Origin of the sequence: Nonomuraea sp. NPDC026600 (assembly GCF_040638335.1) — a bacterium.
Taxonomy (GTDB): Bacteria; Actinomycetota; Actinomycetes; order Streptosporangiales; family Streptosporangiaceae; genus Nonomuraea.
This window is the reverse complement of record NZ_JBEZYD010000005.1, coordinates 342,060-363,628: the sequence shown is the minus strand read 5'-3', so window position 1 is coordinate 363,628 and position 21,569 is coordinate 342,060. Positions and strand designations below refer to the sequence as shown.

Genomic DNA, 21,569 nt, shown 5'->3' with positions numbered 1-21,569 from the left:
ATGTCCTCCGCGCCGAACGGGGATTTCCACCGTCGGTCGTGTCTCTCTGATCAGGCCGCATAGGCCTCGAACTCACATGGAGCCGAGATCGTGCCCAGAAGCGAGCCGGACATCCGCCTCGAGAACACGCTCAGCCAGTGCGAACGCGGTGTGGATCGGGTCGCCCCACTCCTCATCGTCGTCGTCGACATCCTCGGTAGGCATACCGAGTTCGACCATGTGCGCCAGCAGCCGATCCTCGTCAGTGCCCGACCGGGAGCCGGGGTAGTCAGGCTCGAACCTGGTCACCACCTGGCCATCGGCCGCGTAGACAAAGTGCTGGTGGGCGTTGACGTTCAGAAACACAGAAGCGGTCACCGTCCCCGCCGACAGTGGCTTGGTCACCGACTCCTGTATCCCGGCGAAGCCGTTGGGCTCAATGAGGATGGCACCGCCCTCGACCGCGCTCGCGGCGACCGCCCCCTCGTCGAGGAAGTTCTCGATGTCCGCCTCGGGATCGGCGGTGATGCCCAGCCGGTCGAACGCCTCCTGCGGAGTCACCCCTCGGACGAACGTGATGCAGAAGGCCATGGCCAGACTTTCGTCGTGGTCGTCGAACCAGGCATAGTCGTCGGCGTTCATCAGGTCTCCACGACATCGGGGTCAACGCGGGAGATCTTGCCAGGCCGGTCCGACAGGGATTGTCGGTCTCCCTGCCTATGGTCCAGGCTGTGATCACCTATCTCACGGGCGACGCGACCGACCCCGCCGGCAACGAGCCGCGCATCATCTGCCACGTGTTTTTGCGCGCGATCACTGTGTCCCAAGCTTGTAGTGTCGTCACTCGCCTCTGAGTGGATCTCCTCGGAACGGCCGTCGCACGCACACGTGTCTCAATTATCCTTGTTGAAAGTTAATCACGTCTTGGAAAGCGGTCTCGAGTTCCTGCCGGATTCGCAAGATGGTCGCTGGCTCGTCAGAGGTGCGGCCAGTGTGATCTATCTCAGCAATCCATCGACGGAGGGCGGGTAGCCAGTCTTCGGGTAGGGTCGCCAGTCCAGATCTCGCGCGCGCGATCATCGCTCTCGCCATTCCGGTCTCGTCGCGCATCTTAGGCGGGATCGCGTTGGTTTGCTCAAAGCCTTCTGAGGCGGACTGCAAGGCCATCATGAGTTCACTACGTCGGTGCATTTCTTCGTTAGCCTGCTGGAACATCGCGTTTTGCTTCTCAGCGCGCTCCTCCGCTGCTCTCGCTTCATGGCGGGCGCGCTCCGCCTCCCGCTGGGCATGGCGAAGCCCGATCAAGGCCGAGAGTGCGACAGCAACATTGGCGACCATGCCAACGGTGCCGATGATCGCGTTCCACTGATTCAGATCCACCACCTATGACTACCGATCCAACCTGCAAGTGTCCAGGTCCGGAATGCTGCTGTTGTTAGGCCTTTCCGCTGAGGACGATTCGTGATTGGCAAGGCCAATGGACGCCTAAGAGTGGCAGTTGATCATCAGCATGGTCCAATGACATGCTTATTGGACGCGGCGAGATCATGAACCCGGGACTCGCGATCTCCAGACAACGCAAGGCGGAGCCGTTGGAGTTCGTCATGCTGGGCGGCCAGCTGCGAAATCGCGGTCGTCTTCAACGCGGTGAGGATGTCGAGGCTGGCCTGCTGCTCGGCGATCCGCTCGTGCAGCTCGCGCAGCCATCGGTTCAGCACGATGGTCGGACGAGGTGCCGCCGCGCCGTCCTCGAAGCGCAGATCGGAGTCGATCAGGATCGGCATCCCCTCGGGCAGCGTCGGCTTGTGCTCGACGTCCCAGCTCTCCCACCCATGGCTGCTGTACAGCACCTGTTCCACGGGGTCGAGAGCGTACGAGCATGACCCTAAGTAGTGGAATAGTTCCCTTCTGTTGTCATCAGAATGAGACGTACGACGGGACCTGCAGAAAACAGGAGAAGGACATGGTCACCTAGGAAAGAGACGCTGCAACAAAGCAGCGAAAAACGTGTGCAACGACATCGGCGGCTGGGGCCGCGGATTCGTCCTGGCCATCTCCCGCCGTTGGCCGGAACCCGAGGCCGAGTTTCGCGCTTGGCACCGCTCAGGTGCGGGATTCGAGCTGGGCCAGGTGCGACTGGTTCAGGTCGAGGAGTCCTTGTGGGTGGCGAACATGATCGGCCAGCACGGCATCCGGCCCACCATAGATGGGCCGCCCATCCGCTACGACGCGGTCGACCACGGTTTGGAAGTTGTCGCCGCCAACGCCATCGAACTCGGCGCGAGCCTGCATATGCCACGGATCGGTTGCGGTCTGGCCGGCGGGACCTGGGACCTGATCGAACCGCTCATCGCCCACCGGCTGGTCGCGCAAGGCATCCCCGTGAGCGTCTACGACCTGGAATGAGCACCTATCGTCGATCACTCACCGTGACAGCAGCCGGGTCTGCGAAAGATGGCCGACGTCCAGGGAGACGAACCAGGATGTGCTCAACCGAGTGAGCAACTCACTTGGGGTAGCGCGTTGGTGGTGTTGTTCCAGGTGGCGGTGAAGCCGAAGGTCGTGGACGCGCCGACCGGCAGGTTGCCGTTGTAGCTCGCGTTGCGTGCGGTGACGGTGGCTCCGTTCTGGGTGAGTGTGGTGTTCCAGGATTGGTTGACCTGCTGGCCGTTGGCGAAGGTGAAGGTGGTCGTCCAGGCGGAGGAGGCGGTTGAGGAGTCGTTCTTCACCGTGATCTCGCCTTGGAAGGCGCCGCCCCACTGGGAGATCACCTTGTAGGTGGCGGTGCACCGGGCCGGCGGAGGGGTTACCGACGGGGTGGGGGAGGTCGGCGGGGTCACGCCGTTGAGGGCCTGCGCGAGTGGCGGGTACCAGCGGTCGGCCATCTTCTGGAAGCCGGTGTCGTTGGGGTGGACTCCGTCGCCGGTGTCGGTGGCCGGGTTGAAGCCGGTCCACAGGTCGGCGACGACGATGGGCGACTGTGCGGTCGTGAGGCCGGCGGCCCAGCCCGGGATCGCGTTGTCGAGTGCCACCACGCTGGCCGCGCAGGTGGGGCAGCCGGACGGGTTCATGGGGATGATCTGGGCCACGATGATCTTCATGTTGGGGTTGTTCGCCCGCATCTGGCCGACCAGCTTGGTATAGGCGGCGAGGACGGTAGTCGTGGGGATGAAGCCGCCCCACATGTCGTTGGTGCCCAGGTGCATGAGGACGATGTCGGGTTTGGCCGCGTTCAGCCACGGCGGGAGTTGGTTCTGGTCGGCGATGCCGGTCGCGGCGTAGCCGCCGTGGCCCTCGTTGTCGCCGTCGTACGAGTACCCGTAGTTGCAGCCGCCGTCGGGGACGCTGCCGACGAAGTCGATGTTCGTATATCCGGCGGTCTGCAAGTGGTGCCAGAGCTGGGCGCGCCAGCAGCCGGGTCCGGCGGTGATGGAGTCGCCGAGCGGCATGATGCGGACGGGCGCCGTCGCCGACAGTGCGGGCAGGGCGACGCCGAAGGCGACCGCCACGAGGAGCGCGGTGAGGAAGGCGTACAGGTGGGATCTGCGACGCATGGCTGGCTCCAGGTAGAGGGCACAACCGGACCCGCCGGCTGACGGACCCGGCCGAGCGGTTCTAGGAGAGTGGGTTCTGGGTGAGCAGGTGTGCCTTGAAGCCCTCGCCGTAGGTGCTGGTGGGGGTGCCGCTGTAGTCGGTGATGAGCACGTTGCCCTGGCTGCAGCCCCATGGGTTCCAGGTCCAGGCCGTGTATCCGACGCCGTGCGCGTCGGCCCAGCTCATCACCTGGTCGATGTAGTCATGGGCGCAGGAGTTCTGGCCGATCTCTCCGGCCTGCACCGGCACCTGTGCCGCGACGGCGCCGACCTGGCTGTTCCAGCAGGCGGTGTTGGAGCAGGTGTTGAAGTTGTAGGTGTGCCAGGCGGCCATCAGGTTGCCGGTCGGATCGGTCGGCTTGTAGGTGAGCCACTGGCTCAGGTCGTTGGACCAGGCCAGTCCGCCGAGCATGATCACATTGGTGGCGCCGGTGGCGCGCACCGTGTTGACCAGCGACTGCATGCCGGCCACCGGGTAACCGATGCCGGTGCAGGTGCCGCCGTCGCGCCAGCACTTCCAGCCGGCGGTGGCGTCCCAGTTCGCGGCCGCGTCCGGGTAGGGCTCGTTGAACAGGTCGAAGACGACCGCGTTGTTGGCCTTGAAGGCATTGGCCACTCCGGTCCAGAACGTCGGCGCGTACTGGGCATCCGGCATCGGCTTCTGGCAGGTCGCCGTGGTGTCGGAGCAACCGGCGCCCTGGCCGGTGTACAGGCCGTAGTTCCAGTGCATCTCCACGATCGGCGTGATGCCGTTGGCGACCAGCAGGTTCACGTAGTCCTTGACGTTCTGCTGGTAGGTGGCGCCGCTGGGCGTGCCGTTGGTGCCGTTCCAGCACTCCTCGTTCAGCGGGATCCGGACCGTGTGGATGTTCCAGGCCTTCATCGCGTCGACCGAGGCCTGATCCACCGGACCGCTGTCCCACATGCCCTTGCCCTGCACGCAGGCGAACTCGCCGCTGGCCCGGTTGACGCCCAGCAGCCGGTAGGTGGCGCCGCCGGCGGTGACCAGCCGGTTCCCCGAGACGTGCAGAGCGGGTGCCGCGCCGCCCGTGCTGCCGTCGTTGTCGGCCTCGGTGGCGTTCACCGTCACCGGCGTCAAGCCGCTGGATGCCACGGTGATCGGCCGGGTGCCGTTCGTGGTGTCGCTGTCCTCCGAAGCGCTCAACGTCACCGTTTGCGGGGTGCTCCAGTTGGACGTGGTGAAGGTCAGGGTGGCGCCGCCGGTCACGGTGATGTTGCTGTCACCGGTGCCCGCGGTGCTGGTGACCGTCACGTTGCCGGCCGGCTGGGACTGCAGGCGGACCGTGAAACCGCCGGTCCCGCCCTCGGGCACGTTCACGCTGGTGGCGGAGGCAACCAGCGCCTGCTGCGTCCCGCCGGCACCGGTGCCGGTGCATGAGACGCTGGGCGGGTTGGTGTTGACGCCACCGGTGTAGGTGCCGTTGAAGCCGACGGTCCAGGTCGCTCCGGTGCCCTTACTGGCGTTGTAGGAGAGCGGCTTGATGGTGATGACCGCGCCTGCGGGGGTGGGCGTCGCCGGGGTGGGTACGCCCTCCCACATCTGGGTGATCACCTGATTGTTGGGGAAGTCGAAGCTCAGTGCCCAACTGGTCAACGGGTCGCCGGTGTTGGTCACCGTGATGTTGGCGCCGAACCCGCTGCCGCTGTCCCAGCTCTTGGTATAGGTGGCCGAACACGACACGGCGGCGTCGGCCGCGCTCTGGACGGTGGCGAGCCCGAATCCGGCCAGCAGTACGGCGACCGCGGCCGTCAAGGCTCTGCGCCACAAGTTCCGGCGGAATGGCATGAGGGTCCTCCGTGACGAAACCGATGGGTACACCGCCTTCTTGAAGCGGCCGCCCGGCGTTTGGGAGCGCTCCCAACAATCTGCTGAACCGGTTTACCTCGCAAGGGCGTCCCCCGCCCGGAAGCGGGGCACCCACACCGACCTTGGACAAGACCGAGAACGCTGATGAAACTTTCACCACCGCGCCCACCCGTGGCGCTCGCGGTGGTGACCCCCATCCGGGGAACGCGAAAGCTAGTCCGACACGATCAGGTTCGGATCCGCCAGGGACTGCATCACGTCGTCGGACATGTAGACCAGCGCCTGGAGCACGAGCGGATCGATGTAGCGGGCCTGGCCGGACGTGATGTCTCTCAGGACCGCTCTGGGTACGCGCCCTGACGTGTCGACCGATATCTCGATCGACGCGAACTCGTTGCCGACCACTACTCCGTCGACGAAAGCATCGAGCGGCTCAGCGCGGCTGACCGCCCGCTTCGAACCGTTGAGGCCAGTCATGGCACACCCCAAGATCAGATCAGGAACGTCATGTTGCCCAGCGGCTCGTCGGCGTCGAGCAACATCACCTTCTTACGGCGCAGCTTGAAGCCCGAAGGCGAGCGCCACAAGGTGTAGTGGCAGCGGGCGGCGTAGACCGACTTACGGCCCAGACGCAGCTCGACCATGATCGCCCGGGCGGTGACCTCGACGGTGTCGTCCTCTCCCCGCGGGTCCACGACGCGGATGCTACCGACCATCCGGCACACCTTCGACTGGGGCTCCTGCGAGTGAGCCCCTCCGGTCGTCAGCCGGAAGCAGCGTTCCTCGAGGCGGGCGCGGTCGTCGTAGATGATCGAGACGTGCTTCGCCGGGTCGTAGTCGTCAAGATTGCAGGGCACCCAGTAGGTGCACGGATCGTCCCACAGCCCGAGCCACTCGTCGTACGCGTTCGCGTCGGCCAGCTCGGCCTCAAGAAGTAGGAACTCGGTCACGTCGCCGAGCAACGCCATGTCGGTCACTTCGCCTCGCCTTCGGTCCGTACGGCGAGGTCGACGGGACCGTCGCTCATGGCTCTCAGCCAGGCCTGCATCTGGGCGCGCTGCGGGACCTCGTCGGTGACGTTGCCGACCAGCGAACCGTCCTCCTGAGGCGCGACCGTCAGCCCACGCGCGAGGACCAGCCACGGGATGTAGTCGGACTGCAGCCCGATCTGGTTGCGCTCGAAGACCTCGGTGTCGTCGGGGGTACCGAAGCTGGCGACGCCGCTGAACCACTCGAAGGAGCGGATCCTCTCGGTGTTGATGGAGTCCGGGACACCGTCCAACATCGCCGGATAGCTCATCACCTCGGTACGCCCCGCGGCGAGCGGGCGGATGACGCGTACCTGGGACCCGATCAGCTGCAGGTTCGGCCAGACGTGGATGTGCACGTCACGGGAGCGGCGGATGACCTCGGGAGCCTCGTCTCCGTAGGTCTCGGTCATCAGGCGCATGTACTCACGGCCGTCGTCGGTGTCGGGGATGTTGGCGGCGATCGACGTGTTCGACGCCGACCCGACGGCGACCTTGTCCTTCCCGGTCAGGTCCAGGCGGCAGTGGCCGTTGCCCAGGTCCCAGCTCTCGTTCGACGACTTGTCGGAGTTGCCGGCGCCTCGGCTGTACGAAGCACCCTGCTTGCGCTGGCGCAGGTCGAGAACCGTCTTGTGGGTGAAGTTGGTGTGGTAGCCGTCCATGCCGACGAACTTCCAGTTGCCCCAGAACGTCGACTTGGACGTGCCCGCCGACAGGCTCACGGCGGCGAGAGGCGAGGCCTTGACGAAGTCCTCCAGGTAGCCGGCCGCCTTGCCCAGGTGCTCGGCCAGCGTGGGTCCTTCCTCGGCCATCGACGCGAAGATGAACCCCGCGACGGACCCGACGCGGGGGACCTTGCCGAGGCCGAGCGAGCTCTTGTCGAAGTCGTCGCCGTATCGGGACGGGTAGGGAACGCCGACCAGATCACCCGAGGAGTTGTACGTCCAGCCGTGGTAAGGGCAGCGGAAGAAGGAGGCGTTGCCATAGTCCTCCATGCACACGGCGGCACCGCGGTGGCGGCAGCGGTTGAAGAAGACACCGATCTCACCGTCGGCTGCTCGCGAGACGATGAGCTGCTTCTGGCCGATCCACTTCGTGCAGTAGTCGCCCGGCCGCGGAATCTCCGACTCGTGCGCCACGAACATCCAGTAGCGATAAAATATGTTGTCGAGCTCGGCCTCGTAGATGTCTTCGCTGGTGAAGACCGCGGAGTGCACACGGCCCGGCTGAATGAGTTCAGCGTAATGAGCCATAACCTAACCTTTCTCGTTAACGGTCGCCATGACCTCGTCAAGCGACGCCCGCGCGGCCAGTGAGCGACGCAACACGAGCATCCGCGACGGCGCGTTCAATCCGAAGGCACCGGCGAGACGCTGATCGCGGACATACAACGCGACCAAGCTGTCGTCGGCTGGATCATCGAGCACGATCCGCACCTCGTCCTCGGCCCGCGGTCGACCGACGATCTGCAGCCGGCTCCCGTACTGATCCGACCACACGTACGGAACCGGCGCGTAGGCGCGTGGATTGTCCGGATGCAGGATGTTCCACGCCACGACCCCCGCTTGCTCGACGGCGTTCGTCCAGTGCTCGATGCGCATCGACTCGGCGAACAGTTCGTTCGGCCAGCGTGCGACGTCACCGGCCGCGAAGACGTGCGGCGCGCTCGCGCGGCAGAACTCGTCGCAGACGACGCCGTCGGCCACGTCGAGCCCTGAGCCGACCAGCCAGTCGGTGTGGGGGATCGCGCCGACGCCGACGACCACCACGTCACAGTCCAACGTCGTGCCGTCGTCGAGAACGACGCGCTTGCCGCCTGCACCGTCATCGCCGACCTCGCTCACCGAGCGGCCCAGGACGAGCTGGACCCCCTTGCTCTCGTGCAGCCGCGCGAGCCGCTTACCGACGAGGTCACCGAGAACCCGGCTGAGCGGAAACGCGTACGGCTCGACCACGGTGACGCTCGCCGATCTCGTGGCCGCCACGGCGGCCACCTCCGAACCGATGAAACCGGCTCCCACGACCACGACCCGGACCGGACCGTCGATGGCGTCGCGAAGATCCAGGGCATCCCGCACCGTGCGCAGGTAGTGGACACCGGGGCGCACCGGGGCCGCAGGCAGCCTCCGGGGCGCGGAGCCCGTGGCGATGACCAGGTCGGAGTACTCGATCGCGGTGCCATCGTCCAGGCGTACCGTACGGGCGTCGACGTCGAGGCCGACGCCGCGGCAGCCCCGCCGCAGCTCGATCCGGGCCTTGTCCAGGTCCGCCTGTGAGCGCAGCCTGACCGACTCGGCGCTTTCTCCCCCCGCGAGGACCTGCTTCGACAGCGCGGGACGGTCGTACGGGAGGTCCGGGCCCGCTTCGAGGACGGTGATGCTGCCCTCGAAGGAGAGCCGGCGCAGCCCCTCGGCAGTCCGTATACCGGCGATGGAACCACCGACGATCAGAACGTCACTGCGGCCGGTCATTCCTCCACTCCGATGGCCTCCGCCGGGCAGGCGAAGGCCGCGGTGCCCGCACGCTCCTCGTCGGCCTGGTCCACCGTCCCGTCACCGATCAGCCGAGCACGGTTGTCATCACCCATGCGGAACAGATCGGGCGCGAGGGCGATGCACTCGCCGAACCCGCAGCACTTCTCCACCTCGATGAACAGCTTCATGAAAACCCCACCCTCAAGCGCGACCGTAACCGTACGGATTGACCCGGACATCCACGACCACCGTGCCGCCCGCGCGGACCTCGTCGAACGCCTTACTGAGCACCGATTGCAGCTCACCTGGATCCAGGACCGGCCCGTACGCCGACAGCCCGTGGCCACGAGCGATCGTCGCCAGGTCCGGGTCGGGGTCGCGCAGGTGCTGTCCCACGGAGCGGTTCTCCACCGGACGTGAGCGTCGTGCCGCGACCTGCCGCTGGTGTCCCTCGTCGTTGAAGTACGACCGGTTGTTCGCGACGATCACCAGCAGCGGCAGCCGGTAGTGCGCCGCGGTCCAGAGTGCCGAGCTGCCCATCAGGTAGTCACCGTCTCCCAGCACGGCGACCGGCACGCGGCCCGTCCCGTCCAGAGCCAGCGCGGCCCCGACGGCGATACCGGGCCCGGAACCGACACCACCGCCACCGTCGCGGCCCAGGTAGTCAAGCGGCCCGGAGAACAGCGCGTCCTCTCCGGACCAGCCCAGCGGCAGCGTGGTGTAGGTGATCTTCCCGCTGCCGGCGGCCTCGCGGATCGCGGTGGCGAGGTCGGACATCAAGATGGGGTCGCCCTCGACCTCAGGGCGGCCACCAGGCCGCGCCGCCGGCCGCGTCGGCGGCCAGTCAGGCCGTTCGACCGGCGGGTTCTCGCCCACCCGGGCCAGCAGGGCCGAGACCATCTGGTCCGCGCCGGCCGTGACCTCCAGGTCCGCGGAGACCAGCGCGAAATGATCCTTGGTCCACCCGTTGAGCAGGGCTCCCAAGTTCTTGCAGGTGACCACCTTGGGCCGCGGGCCGTCCCCGAACGCCGAAGCGAGGGTTCCCGAGAGCTCCGTCCAGTTCAGGCTGAGGATCAGGTCGCTCTGACGCACCAATTCGACGCCGGACTGGCTCAGCCGGCCCGCTCCGGGCTTGGCGGGGTGGCTCGGATGCTCGGTGGGGAAGGCGGCCGGCATGCGCATGTCGGTCAGGCAGCAGACGCCCAGCGCCTCGACCAGGGCCACCCGCCGGTTCCACTCCTCCTCGGTGCGACCGCTCCGCCCGAGCAGGATCAGCGGCCGCTCGGCCGAGGCGAGCATCGCGAGGATCTCGTCGACCGTGCCCGTGTCCGGCGCGGGGTCCGTGGCGACCGGGTACCGGTCGGGCTCCGGAATCTCGAGAGCGGCGCCGACCTCGCACTCCTGGATCTCCGAGTCCAGGCAGATGTAGACCGGGGCGGACGGCTCGGTCCGCGTGAGGAGGTTGCCGCGCATCAGCGACTCCAGCGCCGCCTCCACCGAGCCGGGCTGGTCGTCCCACTTCACGTAGTGGCGGACGATCGCCGCCTGGTCGGCGGAGGTGTGCACCCAGTCGATCCACGGCCGGCGCTTCGCGGCGTCCAGCGGCCCGGTCGCGCCGATCAGGACCATGGGGGCGCGGTCGCAGTAGGCGTTGTAGATCGCCATCGCGGCGTGCATCAGACCCACGTTGCTGTGGAGTCCGACGAGCATCGGCCGGCCGGTCACCTTGGCGTACCCCTGCGCGATGGCGACGGAGTGCTCCTCGTGCAGGCACACGATCATCTGCGGCCCGGTGTTGCCGAGGTAGTTCACGAGGCTGTCGTGCAGTCCCCGGTAGCTCGAGCCGGGAACCATGGCGATGTAGGGCAGGTCGAGCCGGCTGAGCAGTTCCGCGATGGCGTCACTGCCCCATTCCAGGGGAGGGCGTTCGGTGATCGCTACGTTGAGCGCTTCGGGCTTCACAGGGACTCCATTCGCAGCTGCTCGACGCGCTCACACACGGACGTGCACCGTCTTCGTCTCGGTGTAGCTGAGCATCTCGTCGAAGCACTCCTCACGCCCGGTGCCGGAGTTCTTGAAGCCGCCGAACCCGGTGCCGAGGAAGTGCCGCGACACGCCGTTCACCCAGACGTAGCCGACGCGGACCTCGCGCGCGGCCCGCATGGCCAGCTTCAGGTCGTTGGTCCAGATGGACGCGGTCAGGCCGTATTCGACGTCGTTGGCCAGCCGCATCGCCTCGTCGACGTCCCGGTAGCGGATCAGGGACATCACCGGGCCGAAGATCTCTTCCCGGAAGATGCGCATCTGCGGGGTGACGTCGGCGAAGACCGTCGGGCGGATCCAGTAGCCGCGCTCGAACTCGGGACCTTCCGGACGGGTGCCGCCGGCGACCAGGCGCGCGCCGTCCTCGATGCCCGCCTGGATGTAGCTGAGGGTCTTGTCGTACTGCGCCCGCGAGTTCATCGGGCCCGCGCCGGTCTCCTCCTTGGCCGGGTCTCCCTGGACGATCGCCGCGACCTTCGCGACCACGCGCTCGAGGACGGCGTCGTAGAGGGAGTCCGGGAGCAGGATCCGGCTCATCGAGCCGCAGGACTGCCCCATCCAGGCGAAGTTCATGCCGGCGACCGCGTTCGAGGCGACCTCGTCGGGATCGGCGTCGGGGAACACGATCATCGGGTTCTTGCCGCCCAGCTCAAGACTGACGTGCTTGACGGCCACCTCGGCGGCCGCGCGCTGGATCGCCATTCCCGTCGGCACGGAGCCGATGAAGGAGATCCGCTTCACCAGCGGGTGACGCACCAGCGGGACACCCGCGCCGACCCCGTCGCCGGTCACGATGTTGACCACCCCGGGCGGGAGCGTCTCCCGGACGATCTCGGCGAGTATGGTGGCCGACAAGGGCGACTGCTCCGACGGCTTGATCACCACGCAGTTGCCCGCCATGAGCGGGGCCCCGAACTTCGCGGCGAACAGGATCGGGTGGTTGAACGGCACGATCCGCCCCACCACCCCATACGGCTCGCGGACGGAGTAGTGCAGCGCATCGGCGCTGGCCGGAACCGTCTCACCCTTGAGCTCGGTCCCGAGACCGGCGAAGTACTCGATCCCCCGCACCGCGCTCGCGACGTCATGACGGAGCTTGGCGATGCTGTTGCCGGTGTCGCGGACCTCGACGTCGAGGATCCGCTTCCCCTCTTCCCGCAGGCGCTGCGCGTAGCCGCGCAGGGCGTGGGCGCGTTCGGTCATCGACAGTCCGGCCCACGCGTCGAAGGCGCCCAGCGCGGCCCGCACCGCCGCGTCCACGTCCTCCGGTCCGGCAGCGGGCACCCGGCCGATGACCTCCTCGTTGGCCGGGTTCACCGACTCCAACCAGTTCGAGGTACGGCTCTCCACGAGCTCGCCGCCGATGAGCATCCGGCCATCAATGAATTCCGACACTTGTACTCCTTCTCTTCAAGCCGGGATCTGACCACGCTTGTGGGTGCGGGGCCGGCCCCGCACCCACGAGCGGACGTCCTACTTCAGGTCCACGAAGATCTTGCGCCAGTCGTCCGGCACGGGCTGACCCGTCTTCTTCATGAAGGTGACCAGCCTCTCGGCGGCCTCCGCCTTGACCTCAGGCTGCTTCGCGATGGCGTCGCCGGCGCGCTGGTCCTGAACGCCCTTCAGCACGGCTTCCTTGGGGCTGCCCTTGAAGTGCGCGTTGTAGACCCACTCGTCGACCGTCTTGGAGTCGTCGTAGACCAGCTTCTGCGCCTCCCCGAGAGCCTTTCTGAAGTCTTCGATGAGCTTGCCGTTGTTCTTGTAGAAGTCCGGGGTGACCGCGACGACCGAGGTCAGGGTGTTGGTCACCTCAGGCACCTCACCACCGCTGACGTCGATGAAGACATGCGCGTAACCCTCGGCCTCGGCCACCTGCGGGTAGGGCGAACCCATGCTGCCCGCGACGACCTTCTCGCTCTTGAGCGCGGCCAGAATCCCTGGGGCGGAGCCCAGCGAGTTCATCTTGAACTCCTTGTCGGACAGGCCGGCCAGCTGGAACATGTACCTGGCCATGTAGCTGCTCGACCCCTGGGGGCTGGAGACGCCCCACGACTTGCCGACGAGGAACTTCATCTTGTCCTTCAGCGGCGAGTCGTCCTTCAGGCCGCTCTCCTTCCAGGCGGCGGCACTGACGAGGACCGACTCGGGGAATCCGTTCCCGATCTGCGCGATGATCGGGAACTCCTGGCCCTGCTGCAGGGCGGCCACCGGGTTCACCGACGAGGTGATCGCCATGTCGGTGCTGCCGCCGAGGGTCGCCTGCAGGCCGGCGGCGCCGTGGACTTCGACGAACTCCGTCTCGATGTTGTACTTCTTGAAGATGCCGGTGCCCTGCGCGTACAGGATCGCCGAGTTCATGGTCGAGATGAACGGCGCCGCGATCCGGATCTTCCGGTTGCCGGTCTTGGCGTCCGCCGTGATCGTCCCGCCGCCGCCGCTGCCACAGGCGGTCAGCACCATGGCCCCGAGCAACACGCCCGAGGTGATACGCGTCAGCCGGTGCGTCCACCCTGTGCTTGACCTGGTCATCCTCGTGCTCCTTCGCCTTGCCACAGCGCCACCTTGCGCTGAATCGCCCGCAGAACCGAATCGATGATCATTGCCGTGAGGGTGATCGTCAGCACCGCGACGAGCACTCCCGCGGAGTCGTAGCGCTGGCCGGAGTCGAGAGCCAGGTGACCCAGACCCTCCGATGACGCCACGAACTCGCCGACCACCGCACCGATCAGCGCGATGGGGAACGCGACACGAAGGCTGGTGAGCAGCCAGGTCGTCGCCGCGGGAAGGTACAGACCGGTGAGGATCTGGCGCTGGCTCGCGCCCATCAACCGGAACTGGTCGAGCAGGTTGCGATCGATGTGCCGGGTGGCGTTCCACACGTTGTAGAAGATCACCCACATGCACGAGAACGTCGCGACGAACACTTTCATGGTGAGATCGACGCCGACCCAGACCACGATGAGCGGTGACAGCATGATCTTCGGCGTCGAGTAGAGCATGGCGGCGAACGGTGCGATGACCCGCGAGACGGACTCGTAGATGCCGAAGAGCAGGCCCAGCGTGCTGCCGATCAGCGCGCCGATCGCGAAACCGATGCCGCAGGCCTGCATGGTGTAGGCCAGGTCCGACAGGAGCTTGCCGCCCTGCATGAACTCACCGAAGCGTTCGAGGACCAGCGTCGGGCTCGAGACGATGAACACGGGGAAGATCCGGCCGCTGGCGAACTGCCAGGTCGAGCAGAAGACCACCACGATGGCGATCCGGATGGCCCAGAGCCTGACCTGATCGAGCACTCGCTCCCGACGGTGGTCCCGCCCGTCCGCCGTGGCGGCATCAGACGTCGCCCTGGACGCCGACTTGGGCGCCACTGTCGTCATGAGATTTCCCTCCCGCCGCGGGTCGCGGCAGTCATGGCGTGGTCGCCATCGTGTTCCGAAGCGGAGTGGCTCAGGGCGACGCCGTCGTCCGACAGGTTGCCGGCGATCGTCTTCCACAACCTGGCCTCGTGCGCCGCGTACGCGGGCGACTGCCGGAGCTCGACAGGCGAGACCCCGCGCGGGAGATCCTCGAGCTTGTCGATCTGGTCGATCCTCCCTGGCGCTCCCGCCATGGCGACCACCTCGTCGCCGATGGTCAGCGCCTCGGTCAGGTCGTGGGTCACGAAGATCGTGGTGAGGTCGGTCCCCTCGATCCGGGACTTCAGGAACTCCTGCATCCGCACCCGGAGCACGGCGTCGAGGGCACCGAACGGCTCGTCCATGAGCAGCAGCGTCGGCGCGGTGACCAGGGTGCGCGCGAGCTGGACGCGCTGCCGCATGCCTCCGGAGAGCTCTCGCGGGTAGCGGTTGAGCCAGTCACCGAGACCGACGCTCGCCGCCATCTCGGCCGCCCTCTCGCGCCGCTCCGCTCGCGACACGCCGTTGAGCTTGAGCGGAAGCGCGATGTTGCCCAGGACCGTCTTCCAGGGCAGCAGCGTCTCCCGCTGGGTGACGTACCCGATCCCCTGGTGGAGCTTGTTCCATTCCTTGCCCTGGTACCGGAACTCCCCACCGCTCACCTTCAGCAGGCCCGAGCAAACGTGCAGCAGCGTGGACTTGCCACACCCGCTGGGTCCGACCACGCATACGAAGCGTCCCTTGGACACGGTGAGGTTGACATCCACCACGGCAGGACGGATGACACCCTTGCCGGGGTAACTCACCGTCACATTCTTGAACTCCACCACGGGCACCTCGGTGCCGGGCTCTACAGGCGAAGCGTCGCCCAATTCTCAGTCCTCCTCAGCCTGCCTCGTCTGCCTGAGCAGCCGGGGAAACGTCCTCTCCGATACGAGGTTCCTGGGATCCACGAACGGTTGCTGTCCTCGTGCTTGTGCGGTGCCGGCTGCCGGAGTCTGCGACCGTGCCCTTGCTCGGATTCCGTAACGGCCCAGCTCAACGCCGTAACAGGTCCAGGTGTATACAGATTACTGACGCCGGAACGTGTGTCAAGAGTTACATCTAGATTGCCGTCTGGCAACTGTATACTCTTGCCACTAGTCAACCCCTAAGATCGGAGGCCGGGAATGACCCTGCGGCTGCGCGGCACGTTCTCCCCCAACCGGCGTGTGGCACCGCTCGTCGACGGCACCGTCCGGGCCACGGGCATGGAGATCACATGGGAGGGCGGCAAAGCGGGCGACCTGCACTCGATGCATCTCCGCGACAGCGCGCACGACGTGTTCGAGTTCTCCATCTCGAACTTCATGGTCACCCGCGAGCGGCCGAAGGACCTGTGGGACTGGGTGCTGATCCCGGTCTTCGCCAGCAAGGCCACACTCGGGCTGAACACGTGGGTCAACACCGGCGCGGGCATCGAGAGCGGCGCCGACCTGAAGGGCAAGAAGTTCGGGATCCCCGACTACACCATGACGGCGGGCCTCTGGTTCCGCGCGCAGCTCGAGGTGCTCTGGGGCATCCGACCAGGGGACATCGAGTGGTACATCGGACGGCAGGGCGACGAGAGCCACGGCCGGCAGATGGGCTTCGAATCGCATCCGCCCGAGGGCGTCACCCTGCACTGGACCGGCGACGGCGACGTCAATCGCATGCTCCAGGCCGGAGAGCTGGACGCTTCGTTCCCCGCGGGCGGGACCGCGATCGACACCTCGACGGGCAAGGTGGCGCGGCTCTTCCCGGATGGGGGCCGTCGGTTCATGGCGGACTTCGCGCGGAAGACCGGCTTTCTGCCGGTCAACCACGCCGTGCTCGTACAGCGACGCCTCGTCGAGAAGGAGCCGTGGGTGCCCGAGGCGCTTTTCGCGGCGTTCGAAGCCGCCAAGCAGGAGGCGTACCGGCGCGACCGCAAGGCCGGCGGCGTCTTCCTCGACGGGAATGACGACATGGACTGGCAGGCCGCGGCCTTCGGGGCGGACCCCTTCCCGTACGGGTTCGCCGCCAACAAGGCGATGCTGGACCTGGCCGCGCGGCAGTCGAACCTGGACGGACTGACGGCCACCCACTGGGACGTCGAACAGTTCGTCGCGGAGAGCCTGCGCGGTACGTGAGCACCCGGTCGCCGGCACAGGCCCGCACGCCGGCCGAGGGTGATGATCCTCGGCCGGCGTGTTCACGGCTCGCCGCGCCCGGGGGCCGCGAACCTCAGGCGATGGAGTTGGCCAGGTCGGCGACGCTGCTCTCCCCTCCGCTCTCCTTGGCCGTCCGCGCGAGTGGCGTGTCCGAGGTGGCCCCCAGCGGCGCGTTCTTGGCCAGACCCGGACTGCCCTGCTGCCACACGTCACGCGTGATCGGCGAGCCCTCCAGCAGGCGGGGCCGGTGGTCCGGGTCGACGATGTCGTGCTCGGTGCAGAACTCGAAGGAGATGCCGGTCATCGGGTCGGCGATGTAGACGCTGATCGAGCCGGACGCGGCGTGCCGGAGCACATCCTTCTGGAGCTGCGCGCCCTGACGCAGGGCGATGTTCCTGGCCCGCATCACGTCGTCGATGTTCTCCACGAGGATGCAGAAGTGGTCCATGGACGCGGCGCGCTGGGGGCTCGAACGGAAGATGCCGAGCGAGTGGTGGTAGTTGTTCGCCGACCGCATGAACACCGCGTTGCGCTTGATCCAGTCCGACGCCCGGAACCCGAGGACGTCGGCGTAGAACCGGTGCGCCGCGACGGGGTCGGCCGAGAACCACACCGCGTGCAGCATCTCCGTCATGCGCACGACGTCCTGGGTCGGCTTCACGGCACGGCACAGCATGTCGGTGTAGGCGTCGATCTCGACCCCGTCGGGGTCGACGAACCGGAGACCGCGGTCGACCCCGTCGCCTTCCAGGTCGCCGATCTCCTCCCACCGGATGCCGCGCTCGTCCAGCCGGTTCGCGACGTCGGACAACGCCTCGTCATTGGCGAGTTGGAAGCCCACGCGCATCAGCCCGCGCCGGTGCTGGTTCTCCTCCAACCGCAGCCAATGGTGGTCGTAGCCACCGCCGAGGAAGCTGGCCGCGTCCGAGGAGTCGTGCACGGTGAGATGGCCGACGTTCGAGTAGAACTTCGTCGACTCGGCAAGGTCCGGGACACCCATCACGACGTATCCAAGACGCTCTACTGACTGCTCCATGGTTCCTCCGGTTTTTGCCTACTACAGCTAGTTTGCAGGCACTTGGGCGATTCTCGGTGCTCAATGATGACTTGACGCGTGCAAAGTTGTCACTAGAGTGTATACAGTTGTCGCGTTCGTCAAGGCCGGGTGCTGATCGGCCGACTCCGCTCTGTACGACCGCCGCGTCTATACGACCACTGCGCCGCTTCCTGAGGGATCGCCCATGACTCTTCTGCTTGATGACCGCTCGGTGAGCAGCGTGCTCGACCCGGCCTCGCTCGTCGAGGCGATCGACCGCGCCATCCGGATCGATGCGAACGCCCCTGCCGACATTCCCGGGCGGGTGAACCTCGCGGGTGGTGGCAGGTTCTTCCGCGTCATGCCCGCCGTCGTGCCCCAGTCGGGTGTCATGGGGCTCAAGACGTTCTTCGGCGGCAACGGCGTGGGCGTCCGCTACCTGATCATGCTCGCCTCCATCGAGACCGGCGAGGTTCTGGCCACGATGGACGCCTGCTACCTGACAGCGGCGCGGACCGCCGCGACCAGCGCGGTCGCCGCGCGAGCCCTCGGGGTGAAGGCGACCCGCCTCGGCGTTCTCGGGTCAGGGCTGGAGGCCGAGACACACCTGCGTACCTTCGCCGCGGTGAATGAGATCGACGAGGTCAAGGTGTTCAGCCCGAACCCGGCGAGCCGGGAGCGACTGGCCGGCCGCCTGCGCGAGGAGCTCGACCTGCCGGTGGTGCCGGCCGCCACGGCCGCGGCGGCCTGCGCCGACGTCGACCATGTGATCACCGCGACGAACACCGGCTACGGAGGCCCGATCGCGTGCGAGTCCGCATGGCTCCGGCCCGGCCTGCACATCAGCGCGATCGGCTCCACCCACCGCGACCTGCGCGAGCTCGACACGGCCGTCTTCAGGCGTGCCGGAACCCTGGTTTTCGACGCCGATCCGGCGCAGATCGCGGATGAGTCCGGCGACATCCGGGAGTTCGTCGACGAGGGCGGCAGCCTCGGCGCCGTCCTGCGCCTCAGCGACCTGCTGCAGGGCAAGGCGTCGCTGCCCGAGGACCCGCAGGGAGACCTCACCATCTTCAAGTCCGTCGGAACCGCTCTCCAGGACCTCGTCGCCGCCGAGCTGGTGTACCGACGCTCGGTCGAGGCCGGTCTCGGGACCGACTGGGACGACCTGGCCATACCCAAGAGCCGCCGCTGACCACCCGGCATCTCACAACACGAGGAGACTGAATCACACATGACGCGCGCTATCGGCAAGAACGACGTGCGGGACTGGGCCCATGAGCACTTTCACGGCGTCAACAACGTGGTCATCCCGAGCTTCTCGGCCGACCTGACCCGCCTGAACGAACGCGGCATCCGCCATGACGTCCGACGGGTGATCGAGCTCGGGTTCACGGGCACGCTGCTCGTCAGCGAGGTCAACATCACCCTCGACGAGTACATCCGCTTCACCGAGATCGCGCACGACGAGGCCGGGGACCGGCTCAACCTGATCTTCCACGCGTCGTTCAACACGCTGGAGGAGAACATCGTCGCCGCGCGGCGTGCCGCGGCCGCGGGGGCCCGCCTCGCGCTGTTGTCGTACCCGCCGTGCTTCTACCCGAAGTCCTTGCAGGAGCTGCACGACTACACCAAGGCGTTCTGCGACGCGACCGACCTGGCCGTCATCCTCTTCCCGATGACGCACTGGGGCTTCGAACGGCTCCACTCCGCCTCGCTGCCGGTCGACATGCTCGCCGATCTGGTCGACGCCGCGCCGAACGTCGTCTCGGTGAAGGCCGAAGGCGGGTTCCCGTCGGTCGCCGGCTTCGCGCACGCCTGGCACCGGCTCTCGGAGAAGGTGCTGATCACCATGCCGATCATCCAGGAGGCCATCGCGCTGGCCGCGCTCGTCCCCCTGCGGGTGATCGCGACCTCGAACACCGAGTACTACGGCGACACCGCGCCGCGGATGCTGGCCCTGGCCCGGGAGGGCAAGGTCGACCAGGCCATGGATCTGCTCTGGAAGATCGCCCCCGCCTGGCGGGCCAACGGCAACGTCGCGCCGGTCCCGCACGCCCACTCCGTGAACCGGGCCGCGTGGAAGTACCAGGCGTGGCTCGCGGGCTTCAACGGCGGGCCGCTGCGCGTCCCGGCGAACCGCCTGCACAGTGGCGAGATGGCGGCGTTCCGGCGAGCGCTGGTGGACTCGGGGCTGTGGGTGACGGACGACCCGGACGAGGAGTACTTCGTCGGGCGCAACCCGGAGTAGGCGGCCAGGTCGCGGTGACCCGCTTGATGATTGGTTTCTGGCAACTGTATACGCCTTACATATATACTCCGGGAATGCCGAAGAAGTCGACAACCCCTCCGATGGGCGGCACGTCCACGGGCGCAGGCATGGATGCCGTCTCACGCACGACGCTCGGAGACCGCGTCTACGAGCGCGTCCATGACGCCATCATTCGCGGAGAGATCCCGGCCGGGACCGAGATCAACCAGGTCGAGCTCGCCAACAACCTCGGCGTGAGCCGGGTGCCGGTGCGTGAGGCCTTGCGAAGGCTTCAGGCCGAACGCCTGCTCGACGCTAATCCCTTCCAGCGCTACGTCGTCACGAAGCTCACCCGGGAGCAGGTGCTCGAGCTCTTCGACCTGCGCCAGACGCTGGAGACCTTCGCCACGCTCCGTGCGCGATCACGGCCCAAGTTCCTCGACGTGGACCTGCCGGCGGCCCGCGCCGCCGCGAGTGCCATGGATCTGGACATGTCAGCCGAGGAGTGGTTCCAGGCGGACATGCAGTTCCATCGCTCGCTCCACGGGCGCGGCTCCGCGGTGTCCACCATCATCGACGAGGTACGGTTCCGGATCTATCGCTATCTGCACCTGGCCGCTCCGGATCTCCCGCGGCGCAAGGAGGTGCTCGCCGAGCACCAGGCCATCCTCAAGGCCGTGGAGCGGGGCGACGAGGACGAGATCCGCGCCGAGATAGAGGCCCACGTCGGGCACACCCGTGACCGGCTCGTCCACATGAGCTGGGTCGAGGACGGCAGCGAGCGCCCCGGCGCCTGAGATCGGCTCTGAGACCGGTCTCACGCCTAGCCCTCTGAGACCGGCCTCACACCAAGCCCCATCGTCAGTCACCCAGGAGGCATGTTATGTTGTCGCGTACTGAATACACTATCCAGTTGCCAGGAGGACGCCGTGAGCGGCACTGACCACCGGACGGCGCGGCGGGTCGGCACGCTGGGCAGCGAACTCACGTTCGCGGGGCAGGCGACACAGTCGCTGCTCGCCCGCAGGCCCGAGCTGGGCAGGCCGGAATACCTCCCGACGATGGACGACGTCGTCGCCGCCGTCCTCGACGGCCGGATCGACCTGGGAGTGCTGACGTCGGAGACCTCCAACACCGCGTGCACCGAGACCGCCGCCCGAATCCTCACCGGAGAGAAGCTCTTCATCGGCTATGAGATCGTGGTGCCCTACCACTGCGCCCTGCTGGGCAAGCCGGGCACCCGTCTGGACGACATCGAGCGGGTGGGTGGACACGGCTCCATCCGGCAGTGCCGCCGCTTCCTGGCGGAGCGGCTGCCCGCCGCGACGGTCGACATCCACCGGCAGAACTCCGTGGCCGCGGCGCGAGAGGTGCTCGAAGGCGACGGCTCGACCGCCGTGATCGGCACCGAGGCCGTGGCGCGGGCGCTCGGCCTGGACATCATCGAGCGCGACATCGACGACGGCAGCGTCGGCGGGTGGTGGGCGCTCACCTCCGCGCTGGAGGTCTCCCCCGGCGCCGACCATCTGGCGGTACGCGTCGACGGCAGTGACGAGCTCGACGAGACGCTCGCGCGCCTGGCCCCGCTCGGGTTGGTCGTGCGCACGATCACGAACGCGCCCACCGGCGAGATCTTCCGCTACCGCTACCTCGTGGTGCTGCGTACGCGGAGCGGTGAGCCCCTCACCGGCCAGGCGATCGAGACCTTCGGCTCCCGGCTGGTCGGCGTCTTCGCCACGTCAACCGTTTCTTGACCCCTCATGACCATGGA

23 protein-coding genes are annotated in these 21,569 nt (G+C 67.1%); 7 read left to right on the top strand and 16 right to left on the bottom strand.

The window, feature by feature from the left end; genetic code table 11:
• Positions 1-72 precede the first annotated feature (72 nt).
• Positions 73-621 carry a DUF6461 domain-containing protein gene (locus AB0F17_RS14720; protein ID WP_358021829.1) on the bottom strand — a complete coding sequence of 183 codons (549 nt, stop codon included), beginning with the start codon at positions 619-621 and terminating at the stop codon, positions 73-75.
• A gap of 89 nt (positions 622-710) precedes the next feature.
• On the opposite strand from AB0F17_RS14720, the gene AB0F17_RS14715 reads away from it, so the two are divergent.
• The gene (locus AB0F17_RS14715) at positions 711-833 is read left to right on the top strand and encodes a hypothetical protein (protein WP_358021826.1); all 123 of its coding nucleotides are present in this window, start codon (positions 711-713) and stop codon (positions 831-833) included.
• Between the two features lie 43 nt (positions 834-876).
• Here the strand turns inward: AB0F17_RS14715 and AB0F17_RS14710 are convergent, their stop codons facing one another.
• Both AB0F17_RS14710 and AB0F17_RS14705 read right to left on the bottom strand, forming a co-directional pair.
• A complete protein-coding gene (locus AB0F17_RS14710; protein WP_358021823.1) occupies positions 877-1,359 on the bottom strand; it encodes a hypothetical protein in 483 nt (160 codons plus the stop codon).
• Between the two features lie 125 nt (positions 1,360-1,484).
• On the bottom strand, positions 1,485-1,838 hold the full coding sequence (locus AB0F17_RS14705) for a hypothetical protein (protein WP_358021821.1): 354 nt from the start codon (positions 1,836-1,838) through the stop codon (positions 1,485-1,487).
• A gap of 148 nt (positions 1,839-1,986) precedes the next feature.
• Here AB0F17_RS14705 and AB0F17_RS14700 point away from each other — a divergent pair, with 148 nt between their 5' ends.
• The gene (locus AB0F17_RS14700; protein WP_358021818.1) at positions 1,987-2,385 is read left to right on the top strand and encodes an Appr-1-p processing protein; all 399 of its coding nucleotides are present in this window, start codon (positions 1,987-1,989) and stop codon (positions 2,383-2,385) included.
• Between the two features lie 83 nt (positions 2,386-2,468).
• Here the strand turns inward: AB0F17_RS14700 and AB0F17_RS14695 are convergent, their stop codons facing one another.
• From AB0F17_RS14695 to AB0F17_RS14640, 12 genes are all read right to left on the bottom strand, one after another.
• Positions 2,469-3,533, bottom strand: a complete 1,065-nt coding sequence (locus AB0F17_RS14695; RefSeq protein ID WP_358021815.1) for a cellulose binding domain-containing protein — start codon at positions 3,531-3,533, stop codon at positions 2,469-2,471.
• 61 nt (positions 3,534-3,594) lie between these two features.
• Complete coding sequence (locus tag AB0F17_RS14690; protein WP_358021812.1) at positions 3,595-5,379, bottom strand: cellulase family glycosylhydrolase; 1,785 nt, start codon at positions 5,377-5,379, stop codon at positions 3,595-3,597.
• 234 nt (positions 5,380-5,613) lie between these two features.
• Positions 5,614-5,877: a hypothetical protein gene (locus AB0F17_RS14685; RefSeq protein WP_358021809.1), complete on the bottom strand. Its 264-nt coding sequence runs from the start codon at positions 5,875-5,877 to the stop codon at positions 5,614-5,616.
• A gap of 14 nt (positions 5,878-5,891) precedes the next feature.
• The gene (locus AB0F17_RS14680; RefSeq protein WP_358022355.1) at positions 5,892-6,368 is read right to left on the bottom strand and encodes an aromatic-ring-hydroxylating dioxygenase subunit beta; all 477 of its coding nucleotides are present in this window, start codon (positions 6,366-6,368) and stop codon (positions 5,892-5,894) included.
• 5 nt (positions 6,369-6,373) lie between these two features.
• Entirely contained in the window at positions 6,374-7,681 is a 1,308-nt protein-coding gene (locus tag AB0F17_RS14675; RefSeq protein WP_358021807.1) for a Rieske 2Fe-2S domain-containing protein, read from the bottom strand.
• 3 nt (positions 7,682-7,684) lie between these two features.
• A complete protein-coding gene (locus tag AB0F17_RS14670; RefSeq protein ID WP_358021805.1) occupies positions 7,685-8,899 on the bottom strand; it encodes an FAD-dependent oxidoreductase in 1,215 nt (404 codons plus the stop codon).
• Positions 8,896-9,090 (bottom strand): ferredoxin, encoded by a 195-nt coding sequence (locus AB0F17_RS14665; RefSeq protein ID WP_358021802.1) that lies wholly within the window; start codon positions 9,088-9,090, stop codon positions 8,896-8,898. The genes AB0F17_RS14670 and AB0F17_RS14665 overlap by 4 nt, the downstream gene beginning before the upstream one ends.
• A gap of 13 nt (positions 9,091-9,103) precedes the next feature.
• Positions 9,104-10,864, bottom strand: coding sequence for a thiamine pyrophosphate-binding protein (locus tag AB0F17_RS14660; protein ID WP_358021799.1), 1,761 nt, complete (start codon positions 10,862-10,864; stop codon positions 9,104-9,106).
• A 30-nt stretch (positions 10,865-10,894) separates the two neighbouring features.
• Positions 10,895-12,340, bottom strand: coding sequence for an aldehyde dehydrogenase family protein (locus AB0F17_RS14655; RefSeq protein ID WP_358021796.1), 1,446 nt, complete (start codon positions 12,338-12,340; stop codon positions 10,895-10,897).
• A 78-nt stretch (positions 12,341-12,418) separates the two neighbouring features.
• Positions 12,419-13,474 (bottom strand): ABC transporter substrate-binding protein, encoded by a 1,056-nt coding sequence (locus AB0F17_RS14650; RefSeq protein ID WP_358021793.1) that lies wholly within the window; start codon positions 13,472-13,474, stop codon positions 12,419-12,421.
• Positions 13,471-14,322 (bottom strand): ABC transporter permease, encoded by an 852-nt coding sequence (locus tag AB0F17_RS14645; protein WP_358021790.1) that lies wholly within the window; start codon positions 14,320-14,322, stop codon positions 13,471-13,473. Before AB0F17_RS14645 ends, AB0F17_RS14650 begins: the two co-directional genes overlap by 4 nt.
• Positions 14,319-15,167: an ABC transporter ATP-binding protein gene (locus AB0F17_RS14640; RefSeq protein ID WP_358021787.1), complete on the bottom strand. Its 849-nt coding sequence runs from the start codon at positions 15,165-15,167 to the stop codon at positions 14,319-14,321. Before AB0F17_RS14640 ends, AB0F17_RS14645 begins: the two co-directional genes overlap by 4 nt.
• 342 nt (positions 15,168-15,509) lie before the next feature.
• Here AB0F17_RS14640 and AB0F17_RS14635 point away from each other — a divergent pair, with 342 nt between their 5' ends.
• Positions 15,510-16,490 carry a hypothetical protein gene (locus AB0F17_RS14635; RefSeq protein WP_358021783.1) on the top strand — a complete coding sequence of 327 codons (981 nt, stop codon included), beginning with the start codon at positions 15,510-15,512 and terminating at the stop codon, positions 16,488-16,490.
• Between the two features lie 94 nt (positions 16,491-16,584).
• On the opposite strand, the gene AB0F17_RS14630 is transcribed toward AB0F17_RS14635, so the two are convergent.
• The gene (locus AB0F17_RS14630) at positions 16,585-17,547 is read right to left on the bottom strand and encodes a VOC family protein (RefSeq protein WP_358021780.1); all 963 of its coding nucleotides are present in this window, start codon (positions 17,545-17,547) and stop codon (positions 16,585-16,587) included.
• A gap of 205 nt (positions 17,548-17,752) precedes the next feature.
• On the opposite strand from AB0F17_RS14630, the gene AB0F17_RS14625 reads away from it, so the two are divergent.
• From AB0F17_RS14625 to AB0F17_RS14610, 4 genes are all read left to right on the top strand, one after another.
• Positions 17,753-18,742, top strand: a complete 990-nt coding sequence (locus AB0F17_RS14625; protein ID WP_358021777.1) for a hypothetical protein — start codon at positions 17,753-17,755, stop codon at positions 18,740-18,742.
• Between the two features lie 39 nt (positions 18,743-18,781).
• The gene (locus tag AB0F17_RS14620; RefSeq protein ID WP_358021774.1) at positions 18,782-19,798 is read left to right on the top strand and encodes a dihydrodipicolinate synthase family protein; all 1,017 of its coding nucleotides are present in this window, start codon (positions 18,782-18,784) and stop codon (positions 19,796-19,798) included.
• Between the two features lie 74 nt (positions 19,799-19,872).
• Positions 19,873-20,595 (top strand): GntR family transcriptional regulator, encoded by a 723-nt coding sequence (locus AB0F17_RS14615; protein WP_358021771.1) that lies wholly within the window; start codon positions 19,873-19,875, stop codon positions 20,593-20,595.
• Between the two features lie 132 nt (positions 20,596-20,727).
• The gene (locus AB0F17_RS14610; RefSeq protein WP_358021768.1) at positions 20,728-21,552 is read left to right on the top strand and encodes a prephenate dehydratase domain-containing protein; all 825 of its coding nucleotides are present in this window, start codon (positions 20,728-20,730) and stop codon (positions 21,550-21,552) included.
• The last annotated feature ends 17 nt before the right edge of the window (positions 21,553-21,569 follow it).

Coding starts and splice junctions, on each gene's coding strand:
- AB0F17_RS14690 (WP_358021812.1), bottom strand. CDS start 5,379: ATGCCATTCCGCCGGAACTTGTGGCGCAGAGCCTTGACGGCCGCGGTC.
- AB0F17_RS14695 (WP_358021815.1), bottom strand. CDS start 3,533: ATGCGTCGCAGATCCCACCTGTACGCCTTCCTCACCGCGCTCCTCGTG.
- AB0F17_RS14680 (WP_358022355.1), bottom strand. CDS start 6,368: ATGGCGTTGCTCGGCGACGTGACCGAGTTCCTACTTCTTGAGGCCGAG.
- AB0F17_RS14720 (WP_358021829.1), bottom strand. CDS start 621: ATGAACGCCGACGACTATGCCTGGTTCGACGACCACGACGAAAGTCTG.
- AB0F17_RS14650 (WP_358021793.1), bottom strand. CDS start 13,474: ATGACCAGGTCAAGCACAGGGTGGACGCACCGGCTGACGCGTATCACC.
- AB0F17_RS14675 (WP_358021807.1), bottom strand. CDS start 7,681: ATGGCTCATTACGCTGAACTCATTCAGCCGGGCCGTGTGCACTCCGCG.
- AB0F17_RS14630 (WP_358021780.1), bottom strand. CDS start 17,547: ATGGAGCAGTCAGTAGAGCGTCTTGGATACGTCGTGATGGGTGTCCCG.
- AB0F17_RS14620 (WP_358021774.1), top strand. CDS start 18,782: ATGACGCGCGCTATCGGCAAGAACGACGTGCGGGACTGGGCCCATGAG.
- AB0F17_RS14635 (WP_358021783.1), top strand. CDS start 15,510: ATGACCCTGCGGCTGCGCGGCACGTTCTCCCCCAACCGGCGTGTGGCA.
- AB0F17_RS14645 (WP_358021790.1), bottom strand. CDS start 14,322: ATGACGACAGTGGCGCCCAAGTCGGCGTCCAGGGCGACGTCTGATGCC.
- AB0F17_RS14670 (WP_358021805.1), bottom strand. CDS start 8,899: ATGACCGGCCGCAGTGACGTTCTGATCGTCGGTGGTTCCATCGCCGGT.
- AB0F17_RS14625 (WP_358021777.1), top strand. CDS start 17,753: ATGACTCTTCTGCTTGATGACCGCTCGGTGAGCAGCGTGCTCGACCCG.
- AB0F17_RS14685 (WP_358021809.1), bottom strand. CDS start 5,877: ATGACTGGCCTCAACGGTTCGAAGCGGGCGGTCAGCCGCGCTGAGCCG.
- AB0F17_RS14615 (WP_358021771.1), top strand. CDS start 19,873: ATGCCGAAGAAGTCGACAACCCCTCCGATGGGCGGCACGTCCACGGGC.
- AB0F17_RS14665 (WP_358021802.1), bottom strand. CDS start 9,090: ATGAAGCTGTTCATCGAGGTGGAGAAGTGCTGCGGGTTCGGCGAGTGC.